Origin of the sequence: Methanolobus sp. WCC4, from assembly GCF_038022665.1 — an archaeon.
Lineage (GTDB): Archaea > Halobacteriota > Methanosarcinia > Methanosarcinales > Methanosarcinaceae > Methanolobus.
Window position 1 is genome coordinate 1,338,093 of record NZ_CP150629.1, and the last position, 24,820, is coordinate 1,362,912.

Annotated in this window: 23 protein-coding genes and 1 other RNA gene; 11 read left to right on the forward strand and 13 right to left on the reverse strand. The window is 44.6% G+C overall.

Annotated features, from left to right (window positions below):
* Positions 1-184: 184 nt before the first annotated feature.
* The gene (locus tag V7O63_RS06590; protein ID WP_340820708.1) at positions 185-865 is read left to right on the forward strand and encodes an MBL fold metallo-hydrolase; all 681 of its coding nucleotides are present in this window, start codon (positions 185-187) and stop codon (positions 863-865) included.
* A 22-nt stretch (positions 866-887) separates the two neighbouring features.
* On the opposite strand, the gene V7O63_RS06595 is transcribed toward V7O63_RS06590, so the two are convergent.
* Positions 888-2,165: a Glu/Leu/Phe/Val dehydrogenase gene (locus tag V7O63_RS06595; protein WP_340820709.1), complete on the reverse strand. Its 1,278-nt coding sequence runs from the start codon at positions 2,163-2,165 to the stop codon at positions 888-890.
* A 195-nt stretch (positions 2,166-2,360) separates the two neighbouring features.
* Here V7O63_RS06595 and V7O63_RS06600 point away from each other — a divergent pair, with 195 nt between their 5' ends.
* Complete coding sequence (locus V7O63_RS06600; RefSeq protein WP_340820710.1) at positions 2,361-2,567, forward strand: hypothetical protein; 207 nt, start codon at positions 2,361-2,363, stop codon at positions 2,565-2,567.
* A gap of 68 nt (positions 2,568-2,635) precedes the next feature.
* Here V7O63_RS06600 and V7O63_RS06605 read toward each other — a convergent pair whose 3' ends face one another.
* Positions 2,636-2,977: a branched-chain amino acid transporter permease gene (locus V7O63_RS06605; protein ID WP_340820711.1), complete on the reverse strand. Its 342-nt coding sequence runs from the start codon at positions 2,975-2,977 to the stop codon at positions 2,636-2,638.
* Positions 2,967-3,662: an AzlC family ABC transporter permease gene (locus tag V7O63_RS06610; protein ID WP_340820712.1), complete on the reverse strand. Its 696-nt coding sequence runs from the start codon at positions 3,660-3,662 to the stop codon at positions 2,967-2,969. Before V7O63_RS06610 ends, V7O63_RS06605 begins: the two co-directional genes overlap by 11 nt.
* Before the next feature lie 93 nt (positions 3,663-3,755).
* Here V7O63_RS06610 and V7O63_RS06615 point away from each other — a divergent pair, with 93 nt between their 5' ends.
* A complete protein-coding gene (locus V7O63_RS06615) occupies positions 3,756-4,307 on the forward strand; it encodes a TMEM165/GDT1 family protein (RefSeq protein ID WP_340820713.1) in 552 nt (183 codons plus the stop codon).
* A gap of 173 nt (positions 4,308-4,480) precedes the next feature.
* Positions 4,481-4,612, forward strand: coding sequence for a hypothetical protein (locus tag V7O63_RS06620; RefSeq protein WP_340820714.1), 132 nt, complete (start codon positions 4,481-4,483; stop codon positions 4,610-4,612).
* Between the two features lie 10 nt (positions 4,613-4,622).
* On the opposite strand, the gene V7O63_RS06625 is transcribed toward V7O63_RS06620, so the two are convergent.
* A complete protein-coding gene (locus tag V7O63_RS06625) occupies positions 4,623-4,868 on the reverse strand; it encodes a hypothetical protein (protein WP_340820715.1) in 246 nt (81 codons plus the stop codon).
* Between the two features lie 151 nt (positions 4,869-5,019).
* Between V7O63_RS06625 and rnpB the strand changes: the two genes are divergently transcribed.
* Positions 5,020-5,401, forward strand: an RNA gene (rnpB, locus tag V7O63_RS06630) — RNase P RNA component.
* A 16-nt stretch (positions 5,402-5,417) separates the two neighbouring features.
* Here the strand turns inward: rnpB and V7O63_RS06635 are convergent.
* The 4 genes from V7O63_RS06635 to V7O63_RS06650 all read right to left on the reverse strand — a co-directional run bounded on the left by V7O63_RS06635 (position 5,418) and on the right by V7O63_RS06650 (position 8,783).
* Positions 5,418-6,041 carry a DUF116 domain-containing protein gene (locus V7O63_RS06635; protein ID WP_340820716.1) on the reverse strand — a complete coding sequence of 208 codons (624 nt, stop codon included), beginning with the start codon at positions 6,039-6,041 and terminating at the stop codon, positions 5,418-5,420.
* Positions 6,034-6,672, reverse strand: a complete 639-nt coding sequence (locus V7O63_RS06640; RefSeq protein WP_340820717.1) for a DUF116 domain-containing protein — start codon at positions 6,670-6,672, stop codon at positions 6,034-6,036. Before V7O63_RS06640 ends, V7O63_RS06635 begins: the two co-directional genes overlap by 8 nt.
* 70 nt (positions 6,673-6,742) lie before the next feature.
* A complete protein-coding gene (locus V7O63_RS06645) occupies positions 6,743-7,987 on the reverse strand; it encodes a (Fe-S)-binding protein (protein ID WP_340820718.1) in 1,245 nt (414 codons plus the stop codon).
* Position 7,988: 1 nt separating this feature from the next.
* Positions 7,989-8,783, reverse strand: coding sequence for a disulfide reductase (locus tag V7O63_RS06650; RefSeq protein ID WP_340820719.1), 795 nt, complete (start codon positions 8,781-8,783; stop codon positions 7,989-7,991).
* A gap of 256 nt (positions 8,784-9,039) precedes the next feature.
* Between V7O63_RS06650 and V7O63_RS06655 the strand changes: the two genes are divergently transcribed.
* From V7O63_RS06655 to V7O63_RS06675, 5 genes are all read left to right on the forward strand, one after another.
* On the forward strand, positions 9,040-9,756 hold the full coding sequence (locus tag V7O63_RS06655) for an RNA methyltransferase (RefSeq protein ID WP_340820720.1): 717 nt from the start codon (positions 9,040-9,042) through the stop codon (positions 9,754-9,756).
* 103 nt (positions 9,757-9,859) lie between these two features.
* Complete coding sequence (locus tag V7O63_RS06660) at positions 9,860-11,950, forward strand: minichromosome maintenance protein MCM (RefSeq protein ID WP_340820721.1); 2,091 nt, start codon at positions 9,860-9,862, stop codon at positions 11,948-11,950.
* Positions 11,951-11,962: 12 nt separating this feature from the next.
* Positions 11,963-12,253 (forward strand): DUF424 family protein, encoded by a 291-nt coding sequence (locus V7O63_RS06665; protein ID WP_340820722.1) that lies wholly within the window; start codon positions 11,963-11,965, stop codon positions 12,251-12,253.
* A gap of 17 nt (positions 12,254-12,270) precedes the next feature.
* Positions 12,271-12,948, forward strand: coding sequence for a hypothetical protein (locus tag V7O63_RS06670; RefSeq protein WP_340820723.1), 678 nt, complete (start codon positions 12,271-12,273; stop codon positions 12,946-12,948).
* Complete coding sequence (locus tag V7O63_RS06675; RefSeq protein ID WP_340820724.1) at positions 12,945-13,868, forward strand: phosphoserine phosphatase; 924 nt, start codon at positions 12,945-12,947, stop codon at positions 13,866-13,868. Before V7O63_RS06670 ends, V7O63_RS06675 begins: the two co-directional genes overlap by 4 nt.
* A gap of 24 nt (positions 13,869-13,892) precedes the next feature.
* Here the strand turns inward: V7O63_RS06675 and V7O63_RS06680 are convergent, their stop codons facing one another.
* From V7O63_RS06680 to V7O63_RS06700, 5 genes are all read right to left on the reverse strand, one after another.
* Positions 13,893-14,480 (reverse strand): S-layer protein domain-containing protein, encoded by a 588-nt coding sequence (locus V7O63_RS06680; RefSeq protein ID WP_340820725.1) that lies wholly within the window; start codon positions 14,478-14,480, stop codon positions 13,893-13,895.
* 19 nt (positions 14,481-14,499) lie between these two features.
* Complete coding sequence (locus tag V7O63_RS06685; RefSeq protein WP_340820726.1) at positions 14,500-15,477, reverse strand: biotin--[acetyl-CoA-carboxylase] ligase; 978 nt, start codon at positions 15,475-15,477, stop codon at positions 14,500-14,502.
* Between the two features lie 55 nt (positions 15,478-15,532).
* Positions 15,533-17,014, reverse strand: a complete 1,482-nt coding sequence (locus tag V7O63_RS06690) for an acetyl-CoA carboxylase biotin carboxylase subunit (protein WP_340820727.1) — start codon at positions 17,012-17,014, stop codon at positions 15,533-15,535.
* 10 nt (positions 17,015-17,024) lie between these two features.
* Positions 17,025-18,752, reverse strand: a complete 1,728-nt coding sequence (gene oadA / locus V7O63_RS06695) for a sodium-extruding oxaloacetate decarboxylase subunit alpha (RefSeq protein ID WP_340820728.1) — start codon at positions 18,750-18,752, stop codon at positions 17,025-17,027.
* Positions 18,753-18,988: 236 nt separating this feature from the next.
* The gene (locus V7O63_RS06700) at positions 18,989-20,425 is read right to left on the reverse strand and encodes a PAS domain S-box protein (RefSeq protein ID WP_340820729.1); all 1,437 of its coding nucleotides are present in this window, start codon (positions 20,423-20,425) and stop codon (positions 18,989-18,991) included.
* A gap of 278 nt (positions 20,426-20,703) precedes the next feature.
* Here V7O63_RS06700 and V7O63_RS06705 point away from each other — a divergent pair, with 278 nt between their 5' ends.
* Positions 20,704-24,552: a methyl-accepting chemotaxis protein gene (locus tag V7O63_RS06705; RefSeq protein ID WP_340820730.1), complete on the forward strand. Its 3,849-nt coding sequence runs from the start codon at positions 20,704-20,706 to the stop codon at positions 24,550-24,552.
* Positions 24,553-24,820: the final 268 nt, after the last annotated feature.

Here is a 24,820-nt window from a genome sequence, read left to right on the forward strand (position 1 = left end):
TCTGGTAAATGTGAATTGTGTTAACTATCATGTATGCCGCGAATAATGGTTGATTGTATTATTAACATTTCGTCTTGAACGTTGTTCAGGTACTATGTTATCTAATTAGCTCCATATCAATAAATATAGGACTCCACCAAAAATATAATAGATCCTATGCTATATTGTAATTGGGAGGTTTTTCATGGTCGGATCAACATCTGTCATTCCAGTACCGCTGAAAATGACTACTGCTTTCCTCGTGAAAGGGGAAGGGATCATTTTGGTAGATTCAGGTTTTCCGGAAAGCGAGGATACAATTATTGGAAAACTTGATGAGTTGGACATTGCGCCTGAAGAAGTTAGTCTCATTGTTCTGACACATGCTCATCCCGACCATGCAGGAAGTGCTTCTGCCTTGCGTGAAAGAACAGGTGCAAAGGTTCTGATACACCGTCTTGATGCAGATAAACTACGTAATGGAACACAGGGAGAATTGAATTCGATAAGGTTTGTTGGAAGAATAATGAAACCGTTCTTTGAACGAGAGAAAATGAATAAATTCCCCCCAGTTGAACCCGATATCATCATTGGCAGTACTTTTGATCTTAGTGATTATGGAATAAAAGGGGAAGTTATCCACACACCTGGCCATACACCCGGTTCGGTTTCCGTCATTCTCGAGAATGGTGATGCTATCGTAGGTGATCTGATAGTTCCGTCGTTACTTTCGAATAAACCGAATTTCCCATTCTGGGCCGATGACCGAAGTGCGCTAAAGAAGAGCATCCAGAAAGTTGTGAGCTATAGACCTGAAAGGGTCTATATTGCACATTTCGGGGGACCTTATAGTTCATCAGAACTAAAAGCAAAGTTCCGTGTATAGATCTTAATCGACATTCTATAACTTACAGATTCCCTCTCAACCTCTCAGCATGTAGTATGCTCCTGATGGCGAATTGCAGAGCAGCCTTTCTCATGCTGCATTTCTCATCCGTACAGATCCTATGGGTATTTGCAAAGGCAGTGGTCATTGTATATTTGAGCCTTTCCAGCACCTTTTCCTCTTTCCAGTAATCCTGGTTAAGGTTCTGGATCCATTCGAAATAACTCACCACAACTCCACCTGCATTTGCCAGGATGTCAGGTATGACCAGGACATCCATATCTGTCAGGAATCTGCTTGCCTCAAGGGTGGTAGGTGCGTTTGCAAGTTCCAATACTATCTTTGCCTTAATATCTGCTGAATTATCTTTATCTATCTGTTTTGAGAGTGCGGCAGGTATAAGGATGTCACAATCAGAGACCAGGAGTTCCTCGTTGGTTATTTGCGTCGTATCGGGGAAGTCAAGTACAGAACCGGTACGTCTTTTGTGCTCGATGAGCTTTGGAATGTCAATGCCGTTCACATTACTGATACCGCCACTGGAATCACTGATGGCGCATATGCGGTATCCTTTTTCATGAAGGATCTTTGCAGCATTCTTTCCAACATTTCCGAATCCCTGAATGGCCACACAGGGTGAATCTATATCATGTTCAATGGTCTGCAGGGCTTCTTCAAGCACATAGACCCCCCCAAGTGCCGTGGAGATGTTCCTTACCTGACTGCCACCCAGTTCGATCGGTTTACCGGTGACTATTGCGGGAACATGCCTGCCTTTTATCCTTTCGAACTCATCCAGTATCCAGACCATGACATTCTCATCGGTGTAGGCATCCGGCGCAGGTATATCCTTAAAAGGTCCCATGATGTCCGATATCTCACGGATATAGGCTCTTGTTATGCGTTCAAGTTCTCCCCTGCTTATCTTTTTCGTATCAACGATGATACCGCCCTTTGCTCCTCCAAAGGGTATGTTCACAAGGGCACATTTGATAGCCATCAGAAAAGCCAGGTTCTTAAGACCTTCCAGTTCAATTCTGGGATGATATCTGATCCCTCCTTTTGTAGGTCCACGGGCATCATTGTACTGGACCCGGTGACCAATGAACATCTTTGTTTCTCCCGAATCCATACGAACCGGGAAATGAACTGTGAATGAACGCTTCGGCATGTCGAGCAGATCGATCTCTTCCTGTGAAAGGACAAGTGTCTCGTAGACATTCTCCAATTCCATCATGCACAGGTTGCATGTATTCATGCTGTCAAAATGAATTCTCTCGATATTGTTCGTTATCACCATCATTACCCCTTTGGATTACCTATTTGATGTTCTCATGCTAATGTACTAAAAGATATCGTAAAGATGTCTTCTATTGGCAGGCTTTTGTGATACATGCCTGTGTCTTTCAAAACTCAAAGACTATATACTATCAACACAAACAGTTTAAATAACCATAGATTCAACCCTGTGGAAAACAAATGTGGAGGTAAATTCATGAACTGTCTTGTTTGTGGTATTGAAAGTGAAACGAAGTATTGTAATGAGTGCGGAAAAGTAATGGATGAGGTCATCAGGACCGTCGGGGAGAAACGCTGGAATTCAATGGATGATTGTTCTTTCATTTATCCTATGGTACTCAGGGTTGCCAGAGGTGAGCTTACCGTTCATGACATAATCCAGGCACTGGATGTTGAGGACTGACCAAAGTCCTCTTAAATTTGTTTTTTGTATTATCCCAATACTGTTCTCTATTAATGTTCTACATGATACTATGGGAAAATACCTGCAAGGATACCAGATTGTATAAGATACATGTAGGTGATCGTCCCGGTGAAAATGCTTAGCAGGGCGTTCCCTTTCCAGATATGTAGTATTGCGACTATCAGGATACAAAGGATCTCAGGCAGCCCGTAAGGTGCTATCTCCCATGTAATATCTTTCAGGCAATATATCACAAGCAACACCATTATCATAGGTGGGAAATCCCTTTCTATCACTTTCAGGAATTGAGGTTGCTTTCTTTCCCTGAAGAACAGAAAAGGCAATGCTCTTGTAAAGGCAGTGATGGTTGCAGCGATCAGGATAACCGGAAGTAGATTCTCAGATGTCATTCTTCTGCACCTCATCATATATCAATAAAAGGAAGGTTCCTGTAATTATCGAGATCAGCAGCATGTTCTGGCTTCCTGCAAATACCATGGAGAGCAGGCCGGCGGTCAGGGCCGCAATAAATGGGAACCTGGTCCCTGAATTGCGATACTGCTCAATGCTCAGTACGACAAAAAGGGCAGTAAGTGCAAACTCCAGCCCGGTCAGGTTCATCTCAATGAACTGGCCAAGCAAAGCGCCGATCACTGAACCTATGAGCCAGTATGCATGGTTAAGACCTGCTATGCAGGCATAGAATCTCGATGCAGATGTACCAGTGGGGACCTTTGCCCCGGTTATAAGTGCGTATGTTTCATCCGTAAGGGCAAATATCAGGTATGATCTTATCTTTCCTGCATTTGCAAACCTGTTGAGAAGCGACAGTCCGAAAAATGAGTGTCTCAGGTTCAGGAATAACAGTGTAAGCACGATCTCGGTCACACCTGATCCTGCAACTACCAGCGCGATCGTAATGAACTGCGTAGCAGCGGAGTATATGAGCAGTCCCATCATAAAGGAATAGGCCCAGTGAAAACCATACTGACCGGCAAACAGTCCAAAGGCTATACCTATCGGTATGTATCCGAACATAACCGGGATGGTCATCCTGAATCCTTCCATAGGTATGCTTTTCTGCAGGCCTTTCATCACAATACGAAGATCATTTCTCTACTTTAGTTCTATTATACAGGCAAGATCGGCGCAATATAGTTTAAATAGAAAGCAGGTGATCTATGTCCAATGATATCTGACATCCTTATTCCTTTCCTGCTTGTAGGACTGGCCGAGCTGGGTGATAAGACCCAGCTTGCGGTACTCGTCCTTTCCACGAAGACAAGAAAATATTCAGCACTTCTTGCCGGTGTGATGCTGGCATTCATAATTACCGATGGTCTTGCGATACTTCTGGGCAATCTTATAGCCAACAGGATCCCTATGGACTATGTCCGCATTGGAGCAGGCATATTGTTCATTATTTTCGGTCTGACAACTCTGCTGAACAGGGAAGAGGATGACGATGACGGTTCATATGAACTTAAAAGTCCGTTCATTTCAGGTTTTGGCCTTATTCTTGTGTCTGAGATGGGTGACAAGACCCAGCTTGCATCAGCGCTCTTTGCCACGCAGTATGAACCGATATTCGTATTCATAGGTGTGATATTGGCATTGTTCCTTCTCTCCTCCATGGCTGTATATGTTGGAAAGGCTCTCATGGAAAGGATGAACAAAAGGACCATCTCAACTGCTGCAGGTATACTGTTCATCGTTATCGGTGCTTCGTTCTTCATTTGAGGTACCGCTATAATACCCTTATTTTCAGCAGTTAAAACAAATATTAATAAATCAGTAGTTTCTACTTTAATCAGGGAGGTTTTATCATAGTACATATACTAAGATGCAGGGATCTTGGATTTAACGATGACTTCATTGTCATTGATGCTGATCCTAAAAAAGCAAAAGAAAGAATGATAGAACATGTGAAGACCGAACACAAGGATGAGTTCGATGAACTATCCGAGTTCCATCAGGATGAGATCATCTCAAAAGTAGACTACCTTCTCAACCGTGGCTGCGGCTGTGGAGTACTTAAACTTTAGGCCAACGATCTTATTTTTCATTCTTCATTGGTTCGCCTTTCCTGTTCCTGGCAAAGATGTATATCATTGTCAGTATGAGGGGCAAACCAATACCCAACAATATCGCGCCGTATCCACGTTCTGATGCATCTATGCCGTTAGCCCTGAGCATCTCACTTTCGGTTTCAGATACTACTCCGGCGAACAGGAACAAAAGCAATATTGTAAGTAAAGAGATACCAGTGATAAGGTATCGATTATATTTCATACCTGCCATTATAATGCTTTTATTCTATCATTGATAAATGTTATTATGTGCATCCAAGTATTTCTAACTGATATCTTCTCTTTAAGGGTTATGTAAATTCAACTGTCTTGCTGTTCGATCATCACAAGATATATATCAGTTGAATATCCTGTCAGTGGTTGAGAGAGGAAGGACGGCCGCCGGGTCTTTGACCTGAGGAAAGTCTCCCCACCTTCTAAACACACGAATACCTGTGAAGGGTATCGGGCGAGAGCCCGGGCAGTTGCTTTGCAACTCATGCAGTTCGCTGCATGCTGGCACAGAAACGATACCGTACCATGTTAATGCAATGATGCTGAAAGGCTGAGGTCGCATGGATCGCGGATGGAACGGCGAATCCTCGTGGGTGCAAGTCAGTAGTAGGGGTCGATGGTTGTTTAGACCATTCCTGAAGTTTATGTACGCGTAGCCGAATGCCGTCAATGCAGCTCTTCGGAGCGCATCATCCTGCCAGGCGGGATGAATGTATTGCATCAACAGAAGGGAGCTTACTCTCCTCACTCAACACACTCTTATTTTTTACTTACTGGAAAGCATGTCCAGTGTTTCAATTACCTTCTCATACTCGACTTCTGTATTGAAACATCCGTCATTGAGCATTGGAATCCCATATGTGATCAGGTTCTTACCCTTTAGTCCCATCATGACCTTGTTCAGTTCATAGTCACAGGCGATCAAAAGAGCTGCATCATAGTCCTTTTCCTTTATGACATGTTTTACGAATGAGGATCCTGTCACAATGTAAAGGTCGTATCCGTATTTTGGTGCATCCCTTTTAAGTTCGGTGAAGATGCATTTTCCACAGGCTACACACTGTATCCCTGTCTTTTTGGAAGATGCCGGACAATCCATGGAACGCATACAATGAGGAGCTATTATCATGCGTTTTGTGGTCTTTCTGAAGTCGTTCCTATTGGAGATGTTCTTCAGGGACACCATCCATTTATCGAGAATGCGTGGGTCTGAGAACTTATAGAAGAAGTACTTCAGGGGCATGTAGAAAAAGTCAAGAATGGCTGCAAAGAACCCTGCAAGCCATACATGCCTGCTAAGGCTGATGCGACTGACAGTGAGTGCAATGAGTGCCAGAAGTATGGAGAAAAGGATCACTAAAGTAACGATAATTCCAATGGTCCTATACATCACATTCCTCCATCTTCCTTATGACCTCGTCGACATCTACCCTTGTATTGTAACATCCATCCTGCAAAAGGGATACTCCCTGTACTATCATGAAAGGTGATGCGCCCTGCATGGATTCTGCTAGCTCCGGGTAACATGCCACTCCTATACAGCTCTCCGGGCGGTGAGCTTTGATTATCTTCTTGACGAAACTTCCTCCGGGTATTACATATACCTGGAAATCCCTTTTGCTGGCAGCTTCACATATCTTTCCGATGTCACAGAGTCCGCAGAGTTTGCATTCGTACCCAATGACCGGGTCACAGCGTGCTTTGCAATTTGGATGCCTGAGACACTGTGGGAGAAATATCACTCTTCCGTTCTTTATCTTCTTGAATCCCTCAAGCATCACCGCATTACGCACCTCTACAAGTATCTCATCAACAAGTGTGTCCTTGATGCCAAACACCCTGCATATCCATTTAGCGGGGCCGTAGAACAGATAGAGTATGAAAAGGACGAAATTAGGGAACAATATCCTGTGCTTTCTGAAACTGTATGCACCAAGTAACAATGCTGCTCCAAGTACTATCAGTGCAGCCAGTGCAAGCACTATGAAGACCTTGCCAAATAATTCGTAAGGAATTTGCATGGGAGAAGTAGATTGTATCAATTAGTATATTAAATTGCTCTAAAAAAGGAAAAAAGAAGAGTGATATGGATCACTCTGGTGCGTCGCTGAGGTCAATTCCCATTGCTTCAGCGGTAAGGACAACGACGTCCTCAACTTCAAGTTCCTTTGCGCCAATGGCGTCCCTTCCGTCACTGAGGTTCCTCTTACAGAATGGGCAGGCACTTGAAAGGAGTTCTGCGTTGGTTGCAAGTGCATCTTCAACACGGGTTGAAGCAACACCGAGAGCAAGGTCAGGGATACCTGCCTTCACACCACCGCCAGCTCCACAGCAACGCTGGTTCTCTTCGATCCTTTCCATCTCAACGAACTCGATTCCTGGAATTGCTTCAAGAACGGCTCTTGGTGGCTCAAAGTAACCTACGTGACGTCCAAGGTGGCATGGGTCGTGGTATGTGACCTTCTTGTCAATGGATTTCTCCCATTTGATCTCGTCTTTCTCGATGAGACCCTGAAGGAACTCTGTGATGTGCATTACCTTGAATGGAAGTTCCTTTCCTGTGAGTCTTGGCCAGTCAACAAGTGATGCTCTGAAACATCCTGCACAAGCGTAAAGTACCAGCTTTGCACCCTTTGCCTTGATGTTATCGATGTTTGCCTGAGCGTTGATCTTTGCAGTGTCGTTGATGAAATACTGACCTGTCCTGATAAGTGCTGATCCACAGCATATCTCATCTTCGCCGAGCATTGTGAACTTGATGCCGAGCTTGTTAAGTACACGTGTGGTAGCAAGTGCGAGTTTCCTCTGCTTGAGTTCTGCGGTACATCCTCCGAAGTAAAGGATCTCTGCCTTGTCCTCGACCTTGATGTCCTCAGGGAACCAGTTGACCCTGTTAGCATTGTCTTCCATGTATGGGTTCTTGTACTCGCCGATGAGCTTGAGGAAAGCACCCTGCTTACCGAAAGGACCGTTTCCACGCTTTACAAGGTTTGCACGCATGGATTCCCAGAGTTCGACGGTGTTGATAGCTGATTCACAGACTGTTGCACACATACCACAGGTGGTACATCCGTATACGTCATCCTTGAACTGCTCGATCTCTTCTTCTGGGATCTCCTTTGGACCGAAGAGCTTTGCACGAAGTCCGTAGGACTTGTTCATGTATTCTCTCCATCTGAGGATCTTATCCCTTGGTGCAAGTCCCGGGTCACGGCCGGATGCATCATAGGTTGGGCACCATTCCACACATTCGCCACAGCGACTGCATGAGTCAAGCTCCATAAGCTGAACTGCTGTAAAGTTCTCTGTATTAATAGAAGGTTCACGTTTTGCCATTTTATTCTCCTCCCTTGTTTGCAAGGAGTGCGAGTGGTATTGCGATCATGTGGATATATTTACTGAATGGGATGTATGCGATACAGAACAGCAGTGAGATCACAACGTGGAAAAGTGCTGCTGGTGGTGCATATTCGTAATGCATTCCAAGTCCCCAGAAGTTACCGTTCCTGATACCGTCTGCAACGAATCCTGAGATGGTGATAATGGTAAGTCCGATGAGAAGTATTGAGTCATAAGCAATGGTTGCTTCTCTTGCTTTGACAACGAACAATCTCCTGTATATTGCAATGATGATACCAACAAGAAGGACGTAACTGAATATGTCGTTTGGTAGTGAGAGCATCTCTCTGAATATAACAGGTGTCAAGAAGGCCGGGAACTCGTGAATGCCCATAGCTTCTCCTGTCATGTGTATCATCTCTACTGCGAACATTGCGATCGACATTATACAAAGGGATGACCAGCCAACGAAAATAGTGAAGTGCATGAACCATCTGACCGGGCTCCTTCTAAGGATCCTTCTCTGGAGCACTATGTCCATAACGAAGGTTTCCAGAACTGATTGGTTGTGAACATGGGCATGTTCGCTCATCTGGTACATAAGCATTTTAGGGAAGGCAAGGATGCTTTTTGAAGGTGCATCTCCATACCCAGTGGAGCCCATACCCCACTTCTTTAAGTTTATATACATTCCTATAATGAAAATACCAATTGACAGGTTAGCCATTATCATAACCTGCACAAATGTAAGTCTTAAGGCGTCAGACACACCTGCAAAATACTCCATAGCCATTTACTTTTCTCCTGATGTTAATATGAATATATAAATATTACAAGGGCTTAAATTATTTTACTTATAAGTAACCGGTTTGGTTTGCATGATTGTGGTCTCGATATTATTTAAACATTTTCATTAATAAAATCTATATCAGGAGGCTTATTGTTATGCCAAAATCCCACTGATACCATCATGAGGTCTGATTAAACTTATATTCCGTCACATACTTTAGGAGACAAAAAACAAAATGAGCGATCGGTAGTATCATCAAATGGACATCAGAATAGTACTCGTTGAACCTCTTTATCAGGGGAATGTAGGCTCTGTTACAAGAGCTATGAAGAATTTCGGTTTTCAGGACCTTGTACTTGTGAATCCCTGTAAGCTTGAGGGCGAGGCAAGGGCCATGTCCTCTCATGCAAGGGACCTGCTGGAAAGTGCCAGGAAGGTCTCATCCCTTGAGGAAGCCATAGATGATTGCAGTATTATCATAGGTACTACCGGAATAGCAGGATCAAGGTTCGATCTTCACCTGAGGGTTCCGGGTTATTCTCCTTCTGAGATGAAGGAACGCCTGCAGGGAATGGATGGCAGGGTTGCTATCCTCTTCGGAAGGGAGGATAATGGTTTCACAAAGGAAGAGCTCAAGAGATGTGATATGATCATGACGATACCAACATCAGAGGTATATCCGGTCATGAACCTGTCCCATGCGGTCGCTGTTGTCCTGTATGAACTGAGCGATATCCAGAGTGGTGATACTCCGCTGGCAGATCCGTTCGACATGAGGTTGTTGTACGAGCATCTGTCTGAACTTCTTGTTGATATCGATTATCCTGAGCACAAAAGGGAAAAGACCGATCTCATGCTCAGGAGGATATTCGGAAGGGCATGCCTTCTTCCCCGTGAGGTCCAGACGCTTCGCGGTATCATCCGTAAGGTGCAAAGGATCAATAAAAACGAAGATGAGCAGGCCGATGATAGTTAATAGGTGCGTTTCGAAATGTTCATATCATTTGAAATCCATGTTGCATTCCCTTAACGTTACTTAATAATTCTAAACTAAATTCTAAACTAATTATTGTGTGAATATGACTGAAGGTAAGTGGGACGAAAAGTTCGTAGTGTTCCTTAAAAAATATTACTGGGATAGTATCCTGCAGCTTGCTAATAATTATCCTGACCAGCGCAGTCTGGAAGTCGATTTCTATGACCTTGAGGTATTCGACAGGGAGATCGCCAATGAATTGCTTTTCAATCCTGATGAGGTACTGCCCAGTGCGGACAATGCACTCCAGCAGATCGACCTTCCTGTTGAGAAGACCCTTATCGATGCAAAGGTACGTTTCATAAAGATCCCTAACAAGATTCCTAACAGGGACCTTCGAAGTAAGCATCTTCTTCAGTTCATTGGCATCGAAGGTATGATCCGTAAGGCAACAGAGGTCCGTCCCAAGGTCATCAATGCCGCATTCCAGTGTATGCGTTGTGAGCATGTGACGATGATCCCTCAGAACGAGATCAAGTTCGTTGAGCCGGTGGAATGTGAGAATGAGACCTGTGGCAGGAAAGGTCCTTTCAAGATAGTTGTCAACCAGTCTGTTTTCGTTGATGCTCAGAAGCTCCAGATACAGGAATCCCCGGAGAACCTCAAAGGCGGTTCACAACCACAGAGTCTTGATGTGGATATCGAGGATGATCTTGCAGGTCTCGTAAAACCTGGTGACCGTGTGATCATCAATGGGGTTCTGCGCTCGCATCAGAGGACCACAAGAGAAGGAAAATCCCCGTTCTATGATCTTGTCCTTCATGCAAATTCTATCGAGTATACGGACCTTGAGTTCGATGAACTTGAGATCACTCCCGAGGAGGAGGAGCAGATCCTTGCCCTGAGCCGTGACCCTGAGGTGTACAATAAGGTCATTGGTTCCATAGCTCCTTCTATTTATGGTTATGATGAGGTGAAAGAGGCACTTTCACTTCAATTGTTCTCAGGTGTTGCCAAGCACCTGCCTGACGGTTCCAGGGTACGTGGTGACATTCATATGCTCTTTATGGGAGATCCGGGTGTTGCAAAGAGTCAGTTGCTCAGGTATATGGTAAAACTCTCACCACGTGGTGTATTCGCATCGGGTAAGAGTGCATCATCAAGTGGTCTTACCGCTGCTGCGGTCCGTGATGATCTTGGTGATGGTCGCTGGACACTGGAAGCCGGTGCACTTGTAATGGCGGATATGGGTATCGCTGCAGTTGACGAGATGGATAAGATGAGCACTGAGGATAAGAGTGCACTCCACGAAGCCATGGAACAGCAGACCATCAGTGTTGCAAAGGCAGGTATCCTTGCTACCCTGAAATCACGATGTGCCCTTCTTGGTGCAGCTAACCCGAAGTATGGACGTTTTGACAGGTATGAGGGTATAGCACAACAGATCAATATGCCTCCTGCATTGATATCCAGATTCGATATGATCTTTGTTCTCCTGGATACTCCTAATGAGGATATGGACTCTAAGATCGCGAAGCACATTCTGAAGTCCCATTATGCAGGTGAACTTTCCGAACAGCGTAAGAACCTTCCTTCAAGTACGATCACCCAGGAACAGGTGGACGGTCATATGGAAGTCATAAAACCTGTTATTGATCCAGATTTCCTCCGGAAATATGTTGCTTATTCAAGAAGGAACATATTCCCTGTGATGGAAGATGATGCACGTGATCATCTGGTCAAGTTCTATATGGACCTGCGAAAGATGGGTGAGGGTAAGGATGCTCCTGTGCCGGTAACTGCACGTCAGCTCGAAGCCCTTGTAAGACTTGCAGAAGCAAGTGCACGTCTGAGACTCAGCAACGTTGCAAACATGGATGATGCAAAAAGGACAACACGTATCGTCTATTCCTGCCTCAAGCAGGTCGGTGTGGATCCCAATACCGGTGCCTTCGATGTGGATGTCATAGCTTCCGGTACGAGTAAGAGCCAGAGGGACAGGATAAAGACAATAAAAGAGATCATCAAGATGGTCGGCGAGAAACATCCCGGAGGAAAGGCTCCGCTGGAAGAGGTCTATGAGGAAGCCATAAAGCAGGATATAGACCGTCAGCATGCAGAGGACCTGATATCAAGGATGAGAAGGTCCGGTGATCTTATTAAGCCTGATAAAGAACATGTAAAGGTAGTTTAAAGGAGTGTTCACATGTATCTGAAGATCCATAAGTCCGGCGACAATGTCATCATTGCCCTGTGTGACAGGGAGCTGATAGGCCGGACCCTCAAAGAAGGTAATATCACGGTTACAATATCAGAGGATTTCTATAAAGGGGAGATCGTCTCTGAGGAAGATGCCATTGATATCATATCAAAGGCATCGAATGTCAACATATTTGGCGAAAAGGCAGTCTCGTGCGCCATAAAGTGCGGAGCTGTCAATAAGGATAATGTTAAATTGATCAATGAAGTAGCACATGCCCAGGTGTTCAGGATATAATGCTACGAGGTTTAGTCATGAATGAGGAAACAGCGGTTACAGGAGCAGAGACAACAGCTCCGGATACCTTTGGAAGGAAAGAGCTTATTGAAGGTGTCGTGAAGAAGCATAAAAAACTTCTGGACGAATACAACAGTGAGTTCGGTGAACTTGGAAACAAGATGAAGGAACTTCAGGATAGCATGGATTCTTCTAAGAGGAATAGAGAGGATATCCTGGAAAAGGAAGAGATACTGACTGAGAAAAGACAGTTGTTCTATCATCAGGCAGAGAAACTGCTTGATGATCTCGAAGGCAAGTTTTCCAGTAACCTGGAACTGTCCAGGCAGATATCCCTTGTAAAGGAGAGGATCCTGAAGGTAAAGGGTTCACTTACCGTTGATGAGGAAAAGCAGCAGGTCATATCTATCCAGCAGGCCCTGGATTCCCTTGCTTCAAAGGAAGCAGGCACAGTTAGCGACCTTGATGCTGTGAAGGAAAGGGTTAATGAGGCTTTAGCCTCAAAAATAGAATTGAGTTCAATTGATAGTTCAGAGGAGAACTACAATAATACCCTTGCATCACTCGATAAGGAAATGGGAGAGATAGCTCCAAGGCACAAATGGCTGGAGAACAGGATACAGAGCCACCAGGATGCATTGAAGTACTGGGAAGGCCAGCCACTGGTCGAGGATGCGGAAGAGGTTAAAGCATGACCGATATTGACGTTTCTTCCATGACCGAGAAGGACCTTAAGAACAAGGTGAATGACCTGAGGACCGAGATAGGTCACCATGAGCGTGAGCTTAAGGGTCTGTTCCGTGAACTGAAGCTCCACCGTAGCAATTCCGATGAGCTTAAGGAGAAAAGGAATTCCTTCAATGCCCAGGTAAAGGAAATTGTTGCCAGGGCAAGGGATGCAAAGTCCAAAAGGGATTCTATCAATTCAAAGATCGCTTCTTTGAAGTCCACAAGGAATGCTGTCAATGAGAAGACCCGTAAGTTCTCAGATGATATCAGCGACCTCAAGTCAAAGAGGGATGATCTGAACAAGATGTCAAAGGGCAGCGTTGAGACACTCTCCAAAGCTTATGCTGCAGACCTTGATATGTTCTTGAATGCTGATATTCCCCTGAAACATGAGATCGACCTTTTCGGCAGGTTGCTGGAACTGAAAACCCGTCTTGGTGCTGCTTTCGATGCAAATTCTATCCATAAGCAGTTGATGGAGACCTATGAGGCCTCAAAAGAGGTTTTTGATTCAAGGGAAGATGTTGGTGACGATATTCGCAAACTCGCAGAGGAGTCCCAGAAACATCATCTTGAAATGATCGATCTCTATAATCAGGCGGATGAACTGAGAAAAGCAGCAGATGCCGCACACGCCCAGATATCCGAGAAGTACGCTGTAACCGCACCTATCAGGGAAAAGATAGATCCTCTCAAGAAGAAGATCGCTCTGCTCAGGGATGAGCTTGGTGTATATCTTGAGAAGCTTAACGATATCCAGGTTAAGAAGGATGACAAGAAGCAGGAAGAGCATCTTGTCGTTGCCAAGGAGAAACTGGAGAAGAGCGGCCGTCTGAGTCTTGAGGACCTTAAGGTCCTGATGGAGAAAGGGGATCTGAAGTTCTGATCTCTCTTTATCCCTTCTTTTTTCTTATTTTGCAAAGACACGTCTGTACAGTAATAATATAGACATGCCGGCAAATGTATGCAGTATTGTAAAACCGCTGCTCTGTCTGATGGTATCGTTTTCTGTTGATGTGCTGCTGTTTTCCTGAATGTTGCTCTCTTCCTCTTCCTCGATGACAGGCTCAGGAAGGTCCCTGTCCTGATACTGGTAGGCTGGTTTGAATGTGACAAGCTCTCCTTCAGGACTAATGTATATGGTATCAAGGGTGATGTTAATGATCTCATCTTCCCCTTTAGAATATACGAAAGTGTCTCCTTCTGAGAGGAATCCTTCCTTTAGTAACTCATCATTTAACAAGAGCTCCAACCATGCCTGTTTATTCTCAAGGTTCACACTTTTGATGCTCAGGATATATCCCTGGTAAAGGTCCCATGAATCCCCTGTTGTAAGAAATATCCCCGTTCCGTTGATAAGTACTGTCTTTTCCTCTCTTACGACAAGGTGCTCATTGTAAGTTCCAATTATCGAAGGTTCGGCAAGTGCAGGAGTTATAATTGAAAATAGAATTAGGGATGCAATTATGATCTTGCATATACCCTCTGGTTCTGGCATTCGTTGATCACTTCACCACTCAGTTGCTGTAACGACAGTTGCCTGCAAATATCTCCTGTCGTTTGTTATTCCTGTCAAGGATCACCAGTGCTCCCTTTTCAGTGATACCTACAGCTTTGCCCTCGATGATCCGGTTAGGTGTTGTGATCTTCACCTCTTTTCCGATAGTGTCTGAGAGGCTGATCCATTCTTCCACAATATCGGTGAATTGTTTGGTTTTGAACTTTATGTATTGCTGTTCCAGTTCGTAGAGCAATGATGCAACAAAAGCTGTCCTGTCAATGTTCTTTCCCATCTCCCGGGATATGCTGGTGGAATCCTTTCTGATCTCATCGCTGAGGTCGGAGAGACTGACATTTGCATTGATGCCAATACCAGGTATGACATAGTCCACTTTATCTACTTCTGCACTTACTTCTGTGAGTATCCCGCATATCTTCTTTCCTTTGACGAGTACGTCATTGGGCCATTTGATATGTGCATCGACACCAATATCGCGCAAGACATTTGTTACGGCAATGCCGGCAATAAGTGTTATCTTCGAAACATTTTCAAGTGCTATGGATGGTTTTAGAATAACTGACAGCCACACTCCTCCGGGAGATGATTGCCATTCTTTTCCCATGCGTCCACGACCTTTACTTTGTTTCTCAGCGATCACAACAGTGCCTTCTGCAGATTTTAGGGCGATATCTCTGGCAGCGTTGTTGGTAGAATCCAGTATGGAATAGTAGCTGATCACCTTTCCGATGAGATCGGTGCTTAGGATCGTTTTCAACTCTTCGGGATCGATCCTGTCTGGGGCAGCATCAAGTATGTATCCTGTTTTAGGAGAGGAACGGATATCATATCCTTCTTTTCTAAGGGTTCGGATGTATTTCCAGACCATCGCCCTTGTTATTCCCAGCTTCTCTCCTATTTCCTGCCCGGATACAGGTTTTCCTTCAGACTCCCTGAGTAACCTTATGATCTCTTTCTTGTTGTCATTCACAGGCATTTCACCCCACAAAGGTCTCGTACATACCTATGTAATATATTGTTGCCAAAGGTTATTACTCTGTCTCTTTTTTGGCTGCATTCACGAAGGATGTGACCGCAGCAGTGGCAGCAGCTATCTTGCGATCCTTGTTATCAAGTACGCTTGCCAGTGTAGCTCCCTTTTCTGAATCCTCCTCTACGACCTTCTTAACCTCTTCAATGATGTTGTAGTCATCGATGAAGTGTGTTGTGAGCTTTCCTTCCCTGAATGCAGGGTGTCTGAGGACTGCCTTATGGAATGGGATATTGGTTGTGACACCTGTGACAACATACTCGTAAAGTGCACGCTGCATCCTGTCGATAGCCTCGTCCCTGTCACTTCCCCATGCACAGAGCTTTGAGATCATGGAGTCGTAATATGGTGATATCGTGTATCCCATGTGAACTCCACTGTCAACCCTGATCCCAGGTCCTCCGGCAGAGCGGTACCTTCTGATCTTGCCAGGTGATGGTGCAAAGTCATTGAGTGGGTCCTCAGCATTGATACGGCATTCAATTGCCCATCCTCTGATACTGATATCTTCCTGCTTGAATGGCAACCTTTCTCCACATGCGATGTGAAGCTGCTGTTTTGCCAGGTCGATACCTGTGATCATCTCACTGATGGTGTGCTCTACCTGAAGCCTGGTGTTCACTTCAAGGAAATAGAAATCTCCTTTTGAGTAAAGGAACTCGACGGTTCCAGCATTCTCATATCCTATTGCCTTTGCAGCCTTGACAGCGGTCTCGCCCATCTTCTTACGAAGTTCAGGTGTCATGACCGGGGATGGTGCCTCTTCTATGAGCTTCTGGTGTCTGCGCTGTATGGAACATTCCCTTTCCATGACATAGACCGCATCACCGTACTTATCAGCAAGTATCTGGAACTCGATGTGTCTTGGTTCTTCAACGTATCTCTCTATGAATACGGTAGGATCACCAAAAGCAGATTCTGCCACAGACTGGATCGAACTCAGTGAGGTCTTGAAATCAGCTCTGGAATGAACGATCTTCATTCCTATTCCGCCGCCGCCGGCAGAAGCTTTGATTATGACTGGATAGCCGATCTCATCGGCAATGTCTGCTGCTTCATCAGGGTCGGATATTGCTTCATTTATTCCCGGAACGACCGGAACGCCTGCCTCTATCATTGTGTTCCTTGCAGCGATCTTGCTTCCCATCTGGTCGATGGCATTGCTTGAAGGACCTATGAATGTGATGCCTTCTTCTTCACATCTGCGGGCAAATTTGCTGTTCTCTGACAGGAATCCGTATCCTGGATGGATACCTTCTGCACCTGATTCAAGTGCTACTTCTATTATCCTGTCGATATTCAGGTAACTCTGGCTTGAAGGGGCAGGACCGATGTGGTATGCTTCATCTGCATATTTTGCAAAAAGGGCATTCTTATCTGCCTCTGAGTACACTGCCACAGTCTGGACGCCAAGTTCACGGCATGCACGCATTGCGCGTATGGCTATCTCACCCCTGTTGGCTACAAGTACTTTCTTGAACATGCAGGATCACCTACTCTATACTCATCATTACATCGCCGGACTTTACCGCATCGCCTTCTGCGACAAGTATGGCCTTAACGGTTCCGCCATGAGGTGCATGGATCGCATTCTCCATCTTCATGGCTTCGATAACACAGACGGTGTCTCCTTCCTCTATGGTATCACCGATCTTAGCCTTGATCGAGAGTACCATTCCCTGCATGTGACTTGTAACAGCTCCGGGAACTGACTCTGCAGTTTGTTTCCCATCGGCTGATACCACCTGTACTGAACCGCCTACAGGATTGACCTTTACAGCGAAGACCTCTCCGTCGATCTCAACTTCATAGTCAGTTGGTATGCCTGATATGTCTGCTGCAGCACATGGGTTCTTGTTCTCCATGATAGGTGTAAGTTTCTCTTCCTCCAGTTCTCCCTTGAGGAATGCAGGTGCTACTGCAGGATAGAGTGCATATGTAAGGATGTCCTCTTCCTTCTTCACAAGGCCCATTTCCTCTGCTTCCTTCTTTGCCTTCTCGTATTCCGGCTGGATGAGGTCTGCAGGTCTGCATGTGATAGGTTCTTCGTCTCCGATTATCTTTGCGATTATCTCGGCACTGATCTTCTGTGGTGGTCTGCCGTAAAGTCCGCGTACGTAGTCCTTGACTTCCTTTGGGATAACCTTGTATCTCTCACCCATCAGCACATTGAGGACTGCCTGGGTACCTACTATCTGGCTGGTAGGTGTGACAAGTGGCGGATATCCAAGTTCTTTACGTACCTGTGGCATTTCCCTGAGCACGTCATCGAACTTGTCCAGTGCATCCTGTTCCTTGAGTTGTGATACAAGGTTTGAGAGCATGCCTCCCGGGATCTGGTAAAGTAATACATTGGTATCGATCTGCTCTGAGATCGGGTCAAGTATACAGCGGTACTGTTCCTTTATGTCCTTGAAGTACTGTGAGATCTCAGATATCAGTTCAAGGTCAAGTCCTGTAGCACGCTTTGTCTCTGCAAGTGCAGCTACGATCGATTCTGTTGGTGGCTGTGATGTTCCCCATGCGAATGGAGAGAGTGCAGTGTCGAGTATGTCAACACCTGCTCTGCATGCTGCTGTGTAGCTCATTGGTGCCATACCTGAAGTACAGTGTGCATGCAGGTCCACAGGAAGATTGACCTCTGCCTTGAGTGCCTTTACAAGATCATATGCCTGTTGAGGGGAAATGAGGCCTGCCATATCCTTGATACAGAGTGAATCACATTCAAGTTCAGCAAGACTTGTTGCGAGCTCGACATATTTGTCGATGGTGTGAACAGGGCTGATGGTATATGCAATGGTACCCTGTACATGTGCTCCTTCCTTCTTAGCAACGGTGATGGCCTTTTCCATGTTACGTACATCGTTCACAGCATCGAAAACCCTGAAGATATCGATACCGTTCTCATGGGCCTTCTTCACGAACTTCTCGACCACATCATCGGAATAGTGCCTGTATCCTACCAGGTTCTGTCCCCTGAGAAGCATCTGTGCAGGGGTTTCCTTCATGTGTTTCTTGAGCTCTCTCAGCCTTTCCCATGGATCCTCGTTGAGGTATCTGATGGAACTGTCAAATGTTGCGCCGCCCCACATCTCTAAAGAATAGTATCCAACTTCATCAAGCTTGTCAACAATTGGGAGCATGTTGCGTGTGCGCATCCTTGTGGCAATGAGGGATTGATGCGCATCTCGAAGAATAGTTTCAGTTATTTTTACTTTCATGGAAATCCTCCGGGAATCTATAGAATTATGAGTGATTATTATAATAGAGAATCATCTAACTCCGTGTCAGATAGAATTGTACTCTATATATCATGTTCTTTTATGTAGTTTCTGGTGATCACTTATATATGCACTCTACGTAAACAGTAGCCTGATCAAAAAAAGCAATTAAGCGGCAAAATATAATTCAAAGGTATTATCTCATAAACGGATAATTGAAGTTGGATATGACATGTTCAATCATTTGTCTTATCAGCAGATCGTCTTGTTGTTCCCTGTAGTCCCCGGAATGTTCCGGTCTCGTCCACAACCATCCTGGCATATATCTCTATAGGTACCAGATTCCTTTCCCTGTCATACATGACCGTTTCCATTCTTTTGAATTCGTTGCCAGAACTACTTTTCATGTGCCCGGTCATTATTTTAATCATCCTGTTCACTTCTGGTTCGGGGAAATGGTCCTGTAACCGCGTTCCAACTATTCCTTCCGGTCCAAAGTCTATTATATCTATGGTAGCATGGTTTGCATAGGTGAACACAAGGTTCTCATCCATCTCCCATATACTATCAAGGGTATTCTCTGCAAGAAGTCGGTATTTCTTCTCACTTTCCCTTAGTTTCTCTTCAATTGTCCTCTGCTCAGTGATGTCCTGAGCAGACCCGATCGCACCTATGATGCTCTCATTTTTATCCTTCAGGGATACATTTGTCCATTTTGTCAGTTTTACCTTTCCCGAAGGTGTAACTATATTATGTTCACAGTAGATCTCTTCACTACCTTTCATCAGTTTCCTGCATATTTCATATGCCTCTTCTCTTTCCGGTTCGATAATGAAGGTGTCAATGAAGTTCTTTCCGATCACATCTTCTTTTTTGCATTCAAGAATTTCAAGTCCTTTTTTGTTGATCAGGGTTATCCGTGCATTATTGTCAATTACTATAATAAGTACACCAGCAACATTCAGGTAGTTCTGTGTCTTTGAATACTCTTCCTGAAGTTTCTCTTCAGCTATTTTTCGTTCAATGATCTCATTTTTGAGCATCTCATTAGATCTTTCAAGTTCATATGTTCTTTCAGAAACGAGTTTTTCGAGCTTCTCTTGTTCTTCTTTCAGGGAATTACGGTGATTGATGTCTTCGGTGATATTCTCCATTATAAGTGTCACACCAGAATCTCCATCCTCAAAGGTAGAAGGAATTATCTTTGTTTTCAGGAAGCAGAGTTCATTGTTAATTATGATGTCAAGCATCTCTACCAGTTCATCTCCCTTCATGGCAAGATTTATCTTTTCCAGTAGTGTCCTGTTAGATATCATTGGGGGAAGGATCTCATCGATGGATGCGCCAATGATCTCTTTTTTTGGGATGCCGGCAATGTCAGCGAACTTATCATTCGTCTGCACCACTCTGCATTTGTTATCCAGTACTATAATATAGTCTGAAGAAAAATCAAGTAATGTGGAAACAGGTATCCTCTGAGAAAGGAAATATACCTTTGCTGTCCCAATGGAATCCATCTCAACGTGTCCGCTTATCCTGAGGATCTCAAGGTATTTTGCTACAGTATTCCTGTTAATTCCGATATTTTTGGATATGTCAGTAACACTAAGTCCTCTGGGATTGGCTTTTAGGAGTTCTTTTATCTTGCCTGTCTCTTCGCGATACTGTTGCATTTATACAACTGTGTGTTTGATGCACATATATACTTGACGGACTGTGATGCTAGTGGTATGCAGTATTTCCTGTAAGTTTCAATACTAGTATTGGCATCACCTCACAGATCTGGGCGAAACGATTATTATTTTTATATTGTAGATAAATTTATATATTTAAACATTATAATATCCTTTTGCAATGCAAAGCCGCCATTCAATAAGGAGATCTGCTCAACAATATCTCAATATTGGCATGAGATCAGTTAGCTTTGTATTTTATTCAAGAGGGTGAAAATGTGCTAGGAACAAACGCCAAGCTAAGATCAGAAATTATCAATGTCATCGATGCTATAGGAAATGGTGACCTGGATGTCAGGCTATCAGCAAAGGATGGTACTTTAGATGGAAAAGTAGCTGACAGTTTGAACAGCTTACTTGATGATTACATGTCACTAAAGGAAGAAGTAGCTCAGAAAGATGCGATACTCGTTCAGAAAGCAGATGAGGAAGCTCAGAACCAGCAACTTGCAAATGAGGTGTTGAAACTTATAGATGCGGTGGTCGAGGGTAAACTTGACATCCGCGGGGATGTGTCCGGGTACACCGGTCACTGTAACAGGGTCCTCAGTGGTATAAACCAGCTTCTGGATGCTGTGATGGGTCCCTTGAACATTTCTGCCGAATATATCGATCGTATCTCCAAAGGTGATATTCCTGAGAAGATCACGGATGATTATAAAGGTGATTTCAATGAGATCAAGAACAATCTGAACATGTGTATCGATGCCATCAATACACTGGTCGATGATGCCGTGATGCTCGCACAGGCAGGTGTTGAGGGACGCCTTGACACGCGTGCAGATCCCGGCAGGCACAATGGTGATTTCCGTAAGGTAGTTGAAGGAGTGAACGGTTGCCTTGATGCTTTCATAGGTCCGTTGAATGTTGCTGCGGAATATATCGACCGTATCTCCAAGGGTGATATCCCACAAAAGATCACAGATTCATACAGTGGTGACTTCAATGAGATCAAGAACAATCTAAACCTCTGTATCGATTCCATTAACTCATTACTGGAGGAGGCTGAGTTCCTTACTGATGCTGCGATTGAAGGCAAGCTCACTACAAGGGCCGATCCTTCTAAGTTCAGCGGTGAATATGCCAATCTTGTTGAAGGAATGAACGATGTGGTTGCTACACTTGTAGGGCATATTGATAATATTCCTGTTCCTTTCATGGTAATTGACAGGGAATACAATGTCAATTATGTTAACAGCAAGGCAGCAGAGGCTGCAAAACTCTCACCTAATTTCATGGTGGGGACCAAATGTTATGACCATTACAAGACAAATGTCTGTAAGACCGATGGTTGTGTGTGTACAAGGTCAATGATCACACAGAATGTTGAACACGGGGAAGCAGTTGCAGATCTCGGACAGGATGTATCTATTAAATGTAGTGGTGTTCCGTTGAAGGACAGGGAAGGCAAGATCATAGGTTCCCTTGAGATCTTCATGGACCAGACCGAGGTCAAGAATGCCCTTGAGGAATCCGGGTCGAAGGTCGAGCTTCTTAACAGGATCCCTGCCCCGGTTGTGGCTGTGGATAAAGAGTTCAATGTATCTTTCATCAATCCTGCCGGTGCGAATGCGGTTGGGAAGTCCACTGCCGAGTGTCAGGGTATGAAATGTTACGATCTGTTCAATACCCCACATTGTAACACGGATGAATGTAGGGTTGCCAGGGCTATGAGCAATGGCACTGTCTACTCTGCTGACACTGTTGCCCATCTTCCTTCCGGAGAGTTGCCTATCCGTTATACTGCAACACCTTTGAGGAACAGCCAGGGTGAGATAATTGGCGGTCTTGAATATGTAATGGACATGACATCAGAGGTCAATGTGACCAAAGAGGTACTTCAGCTCTCTGACGCAGCCGTTAACGGTAAACTTGATGCTCGTGCCGATGTAAGCAAGTTCGAAGGTAATCCACGGGATGTAGTCGCAGCTGTCAATGCAACACTTGATGCTTTCATTGGTCCTCTGAATGTTGCCGCAGAATATGTTGACCGCATCTCCAAGGGTGAGATACCTGAGAAGATCACGGATGAATACAGAGGTGACTTCAATGAGATCAAGAACAACCTCAATCAGTGTATTGACGGTCTGGGTGCGCTTGTTGAATGTAACAATGTGCTTCATAACACGGCAATCAATGATCTCACTGTAAAAGTAGAGGGTGAATACCAGGGAATATTCGGAGAACTCGCAGATGGGACCAATGATGCTTTTGATCACATAGTCCGCATTTTCAATACTACCAAACAGATCGCTGCAGGTGATCTCCAGATGCTCGATGTTTACAGGGGCATTGGGAAAAGGAGCGAGAACGATGAGTTCCTGCCTGCGTATATCAAGATGATGGGAAGTATCCAGGGTCTTGTGGACCAGTTCGTTTTGCTTGGTGCAGCGGTAGAGGAGGGTAAGCTCGATCAGAGAGCCGATCCTTCAGGATTCGAAGGAAAGTACAAAGAAGCTATCATGGATGTGAATGCAGCCTTCGATTCTGTCATATCTCCCCTGAATGTAGCTGCTGAGTACATTGACAGGATATCAAAGGGAGATATTCCTGCTCATATCACTGATACTTACTATGGTGATTTCAACGAGATCAAGAACAACATCAATGTATGTATAGATGCTATCAATGCCCTGGTGGATGACTCACAGATGCTTGCAGAGGCAGGTGTCAATGGACAGTTATCAGTGAGGGCTGATGCTTCAAAGCACGGTGGCGATTTCTATAGGATAGTCGATGGTGTGAACAGGACACTGGATGCAATTGTCGATCCATTTGAAATGGCCTGTACTGTAATAGACGCCTATTCGGAAGGTGACCTTAATTCCAGGATAACCTCGGAGATGCACGGCGACTTCATTAATGTTGCAAATAAGTTGAATTCTTTCGGAGATGATCTGCAGGCCCTTATCAGGGATGGCAGTGAGGTTCTCGGGGAGATGGCAAATGACAATCTAACACGTTCAGTATCCGTGCAGGGTGTCGGTGAGTTCAGAGAACTTACTGATGGTATTGAAAGTGCCAGGTTATCCCTTAATGATATAGTGTGCCATGTGAAGGATGTAGCAGATATGGTCGTTGACACCGCTAAAGATATGTCTGCTTCCAGTGCGCATTTAACAATGTCTGCATCAGAGGTCGCCGGTACTGTGGATGAGATATCAAGAGGTTCTCAGGATCAGTCTATGAAGACCGAAGAAGTGTCACGTACCATGCAGCATATGACCCAGAGTATACAGAATGTAGCAGCAAACTCACAGAATGCTGCAAAATATTCCAGTGAGTCTAACAAGAAAATGGCTGATCTTGGTGACCTGACGAGTGACCTGCTCAACAAGATGAATGGAATAAGCCAGGCGGTTTCCAGGTCGGCGGATGTTATCAATAACCTTGAAGATAAATCCAGAAGGATCGATGAGATCGTCAACCTTATCACCAATATCGCTGACCAGACGAACCTGCTTGCATTGAATGCCGCTATCGAGGCTGCAAGGGCAGGTGAGCATGGTCGTGGATTTGCTGTTGTTGCAGATGAGGTCCGAAAACTTGCCGAGGATTCAGGTAATGCTGCCAAGCAGATCGCAGGTCTGATCCAGGAGATCCAGTCCGGTACAGGTGAGGCTGTAACAGCTATGGAAATGGGTACTGAGGAAGTATCTCTGGGTGCTGAGTCCCTGAACAAGGCTGTCAGTGAGATACAAGATATTATCGTTTCAGTTGATAGTGTCACTAAGATGGTTGTCGATGTTGCAGCAGCTTCAGAAGAACAATCCGCTGCCATGGAAGAGATATCTTCTTCTGTGGAAGAAGTGGCAGCAATATCCGAAGAGACCGCTGCAGGTACAGAAGAGACATCTGCGGCAGTTCAGGAACAGACATCTTCGTTACACGAGCTTGCAAACTCTGCCGATGATCTGGCGAATATCGCAAAAGAGATGAAATCGCTTGTTGATAAGTTCAAGATCGAATCAAATTCGGGAAATCAGTCGGGTAACACAAAAGCAGACTCAGATGGCGATGTACGTCTTTCTGCAAGGATGGATGATACAAATTCTGCATTCATCTGATGGATGATTGGGGATTTTCTGGCAGGGTTTGATATTTTCTATAACTGAATGACCTTGCCAGTAATCTGCGCATAATCATCTCACTTGATATTACTTTTATTAGTCTTTAAAAAATTTTGATAACAAGAGCGAGTTATTTTTTAAGGATATATTTTTATATAATTGGGTATAACATTAAATCTGCCTAATTATAATTATACTGAATAGTGTATCGGGTGTAATTTTTTAGCGCAAAAGTTCAAATGTTGTACATATATGCAGATTTCCG

Coding starts and splice junctions, on each gene's coding strand:
- V7O63_RS06590 (WP_340820708.1), top strand. CDS start 185: ATGGTCGGATCAACATCTGTCATTCCAGTACCGCTGAAAATGACTACT.
- V7O63_RS06595 (WP_340820709.1), bottom strand. CDS start 2,165: ATGGTGATAACGAACAATATCGAGAGAATTCATTTTGACAGCATGAAT.
- V7O63_RS06600 (WP_340820710.1), top strand. CDS start 2,361: ATGAACTGTCTTGTTTGTGGTATTGAAAGTGAAACGAAGTATTGTAAT.
- V7O63_RS06605 (WP_340820711.1), bottom strand. CDS start 2,977: ATGACATCTGAGAATCTACTTCCGGTTATCCTGATCGCTGCAACCATC.
- V7O63_RS06610 (WP_340820712.1), bottom strand. CDS start 3,662: ATGAAAGGCCTGCAGAAAAGCATACCTATGGAAGGATTCAGGATGACC.
- V7O63_RS06615 (WP_340820713.1), top strand. CDS start 3,756: ATGATATCTGACATCCTTATTCCTTTCCTGCTTGTAGGACTGGCCGAG.
- V7O63_RS06620 (WP_340820714.1), top strand. CDS start 4,481: ATGATAGAACATGTGAAGACCGAACACAAGGATGAGTTCGATGAACTA.
- V7O63_RS06625 (WP_340820715.1), bottom strand. CDS start 4,868: ATGGCAGGTATGAAATATAATCGATACCTTATCACTGGTATCTCTTTA.
- V7O63_RS06635 (WP_340820716.1), bottom strand. CDS start 6,041: ATGTATAGGACCATTGGAATTATCGTTACTTTAGTGATCCTTTTCTCC.
- V7O63_RS06640 (WP_340820717.1), bottom strand. CDS start 6,672: ATGCAAATTCCTTACGAATTATTTGGCAAGGTCTTCATAGTGCTTGCA.
- V7O63_RS06645 (WP_340820718.1), bottom strand. CDS start 7,987: ATGGCAAAACGTGAACCTTCTATTAATACAGAGAACTTTACAGCAGTT.
- V7O63_RS06650 (WP_340820719.1), bottom strand. CDS start 8,783: ATGGCTATGGAGTATTTTGCAGGTGTGTCTGACGCCTTAAGACTTACA.
- V7O63_RS06655 (WP_340820720.1), top strand. CDS start 9,040: ATGGACATCAGAATAGTACTCGTTGAACCTCTTTATCAGGGGAATGTA.
- V7O63_RS06660 (WP_340820721.1), top strand. CDS start 9,860: ATGACTGAAGGTAAGTGGGACGAAAAGTTCGTAGTGTTCCTTAAAAAA.
- V7O63_RS06665 (WP_340820722.1), top strand. CDS start 11,963: ATGTATCTGAAGATCCATAAGTCCGGCGACAATGTCATCATTGCCCTG.
- V7O63_RS06670 (WP_340820723.1), top strand. CDS start 12,271: ATGAATGAGGAAACAGCGGTTACAGGAGCAGAGACAACAGCTCCGGAT.
- V7O63_RS06675 (WP_340820724.1), top strand. CDS start 12,945: ATGACCGATATTGACGTTTCTTCCATGACCGAGAAGGACCTTAAGAAC.
- V7O63_RS06680 (WP_340820725.1), bottom strand. CDS start 14,480: ATGCCAGAACCAGAGGGTATATGCAAGATCATAATTGCATCCCTAATT.
- V7O63_RS06685 (WP_340820726.1), bottom strand. CDS start 15,477: ATGCCTGTGAATGACAACAAGAAAGAGATCATAAGGTTACTCAGGGAG.
- V7O63_RS06690 (WP_340820727.1), bottom strand. CDS start 17,014: ATGTTCAAGAAAGTACTTGTAGCCAACAGGGGTGAGATAGCCATACGC.
- oadA (WP_340820728.1), bottom strand. CDS start 18,752: ATGAAAGTAAAAATAACTGAAACTATTCTTCGAGATGCGCATCAATCC.
- V7O63_RS06700 (WP_340820729.1), bottom strand. CDS start 20,425: ATGCAACAGTATCGCGAAGAGACAGGCAAGATAAAAGAACTCCTAAAA.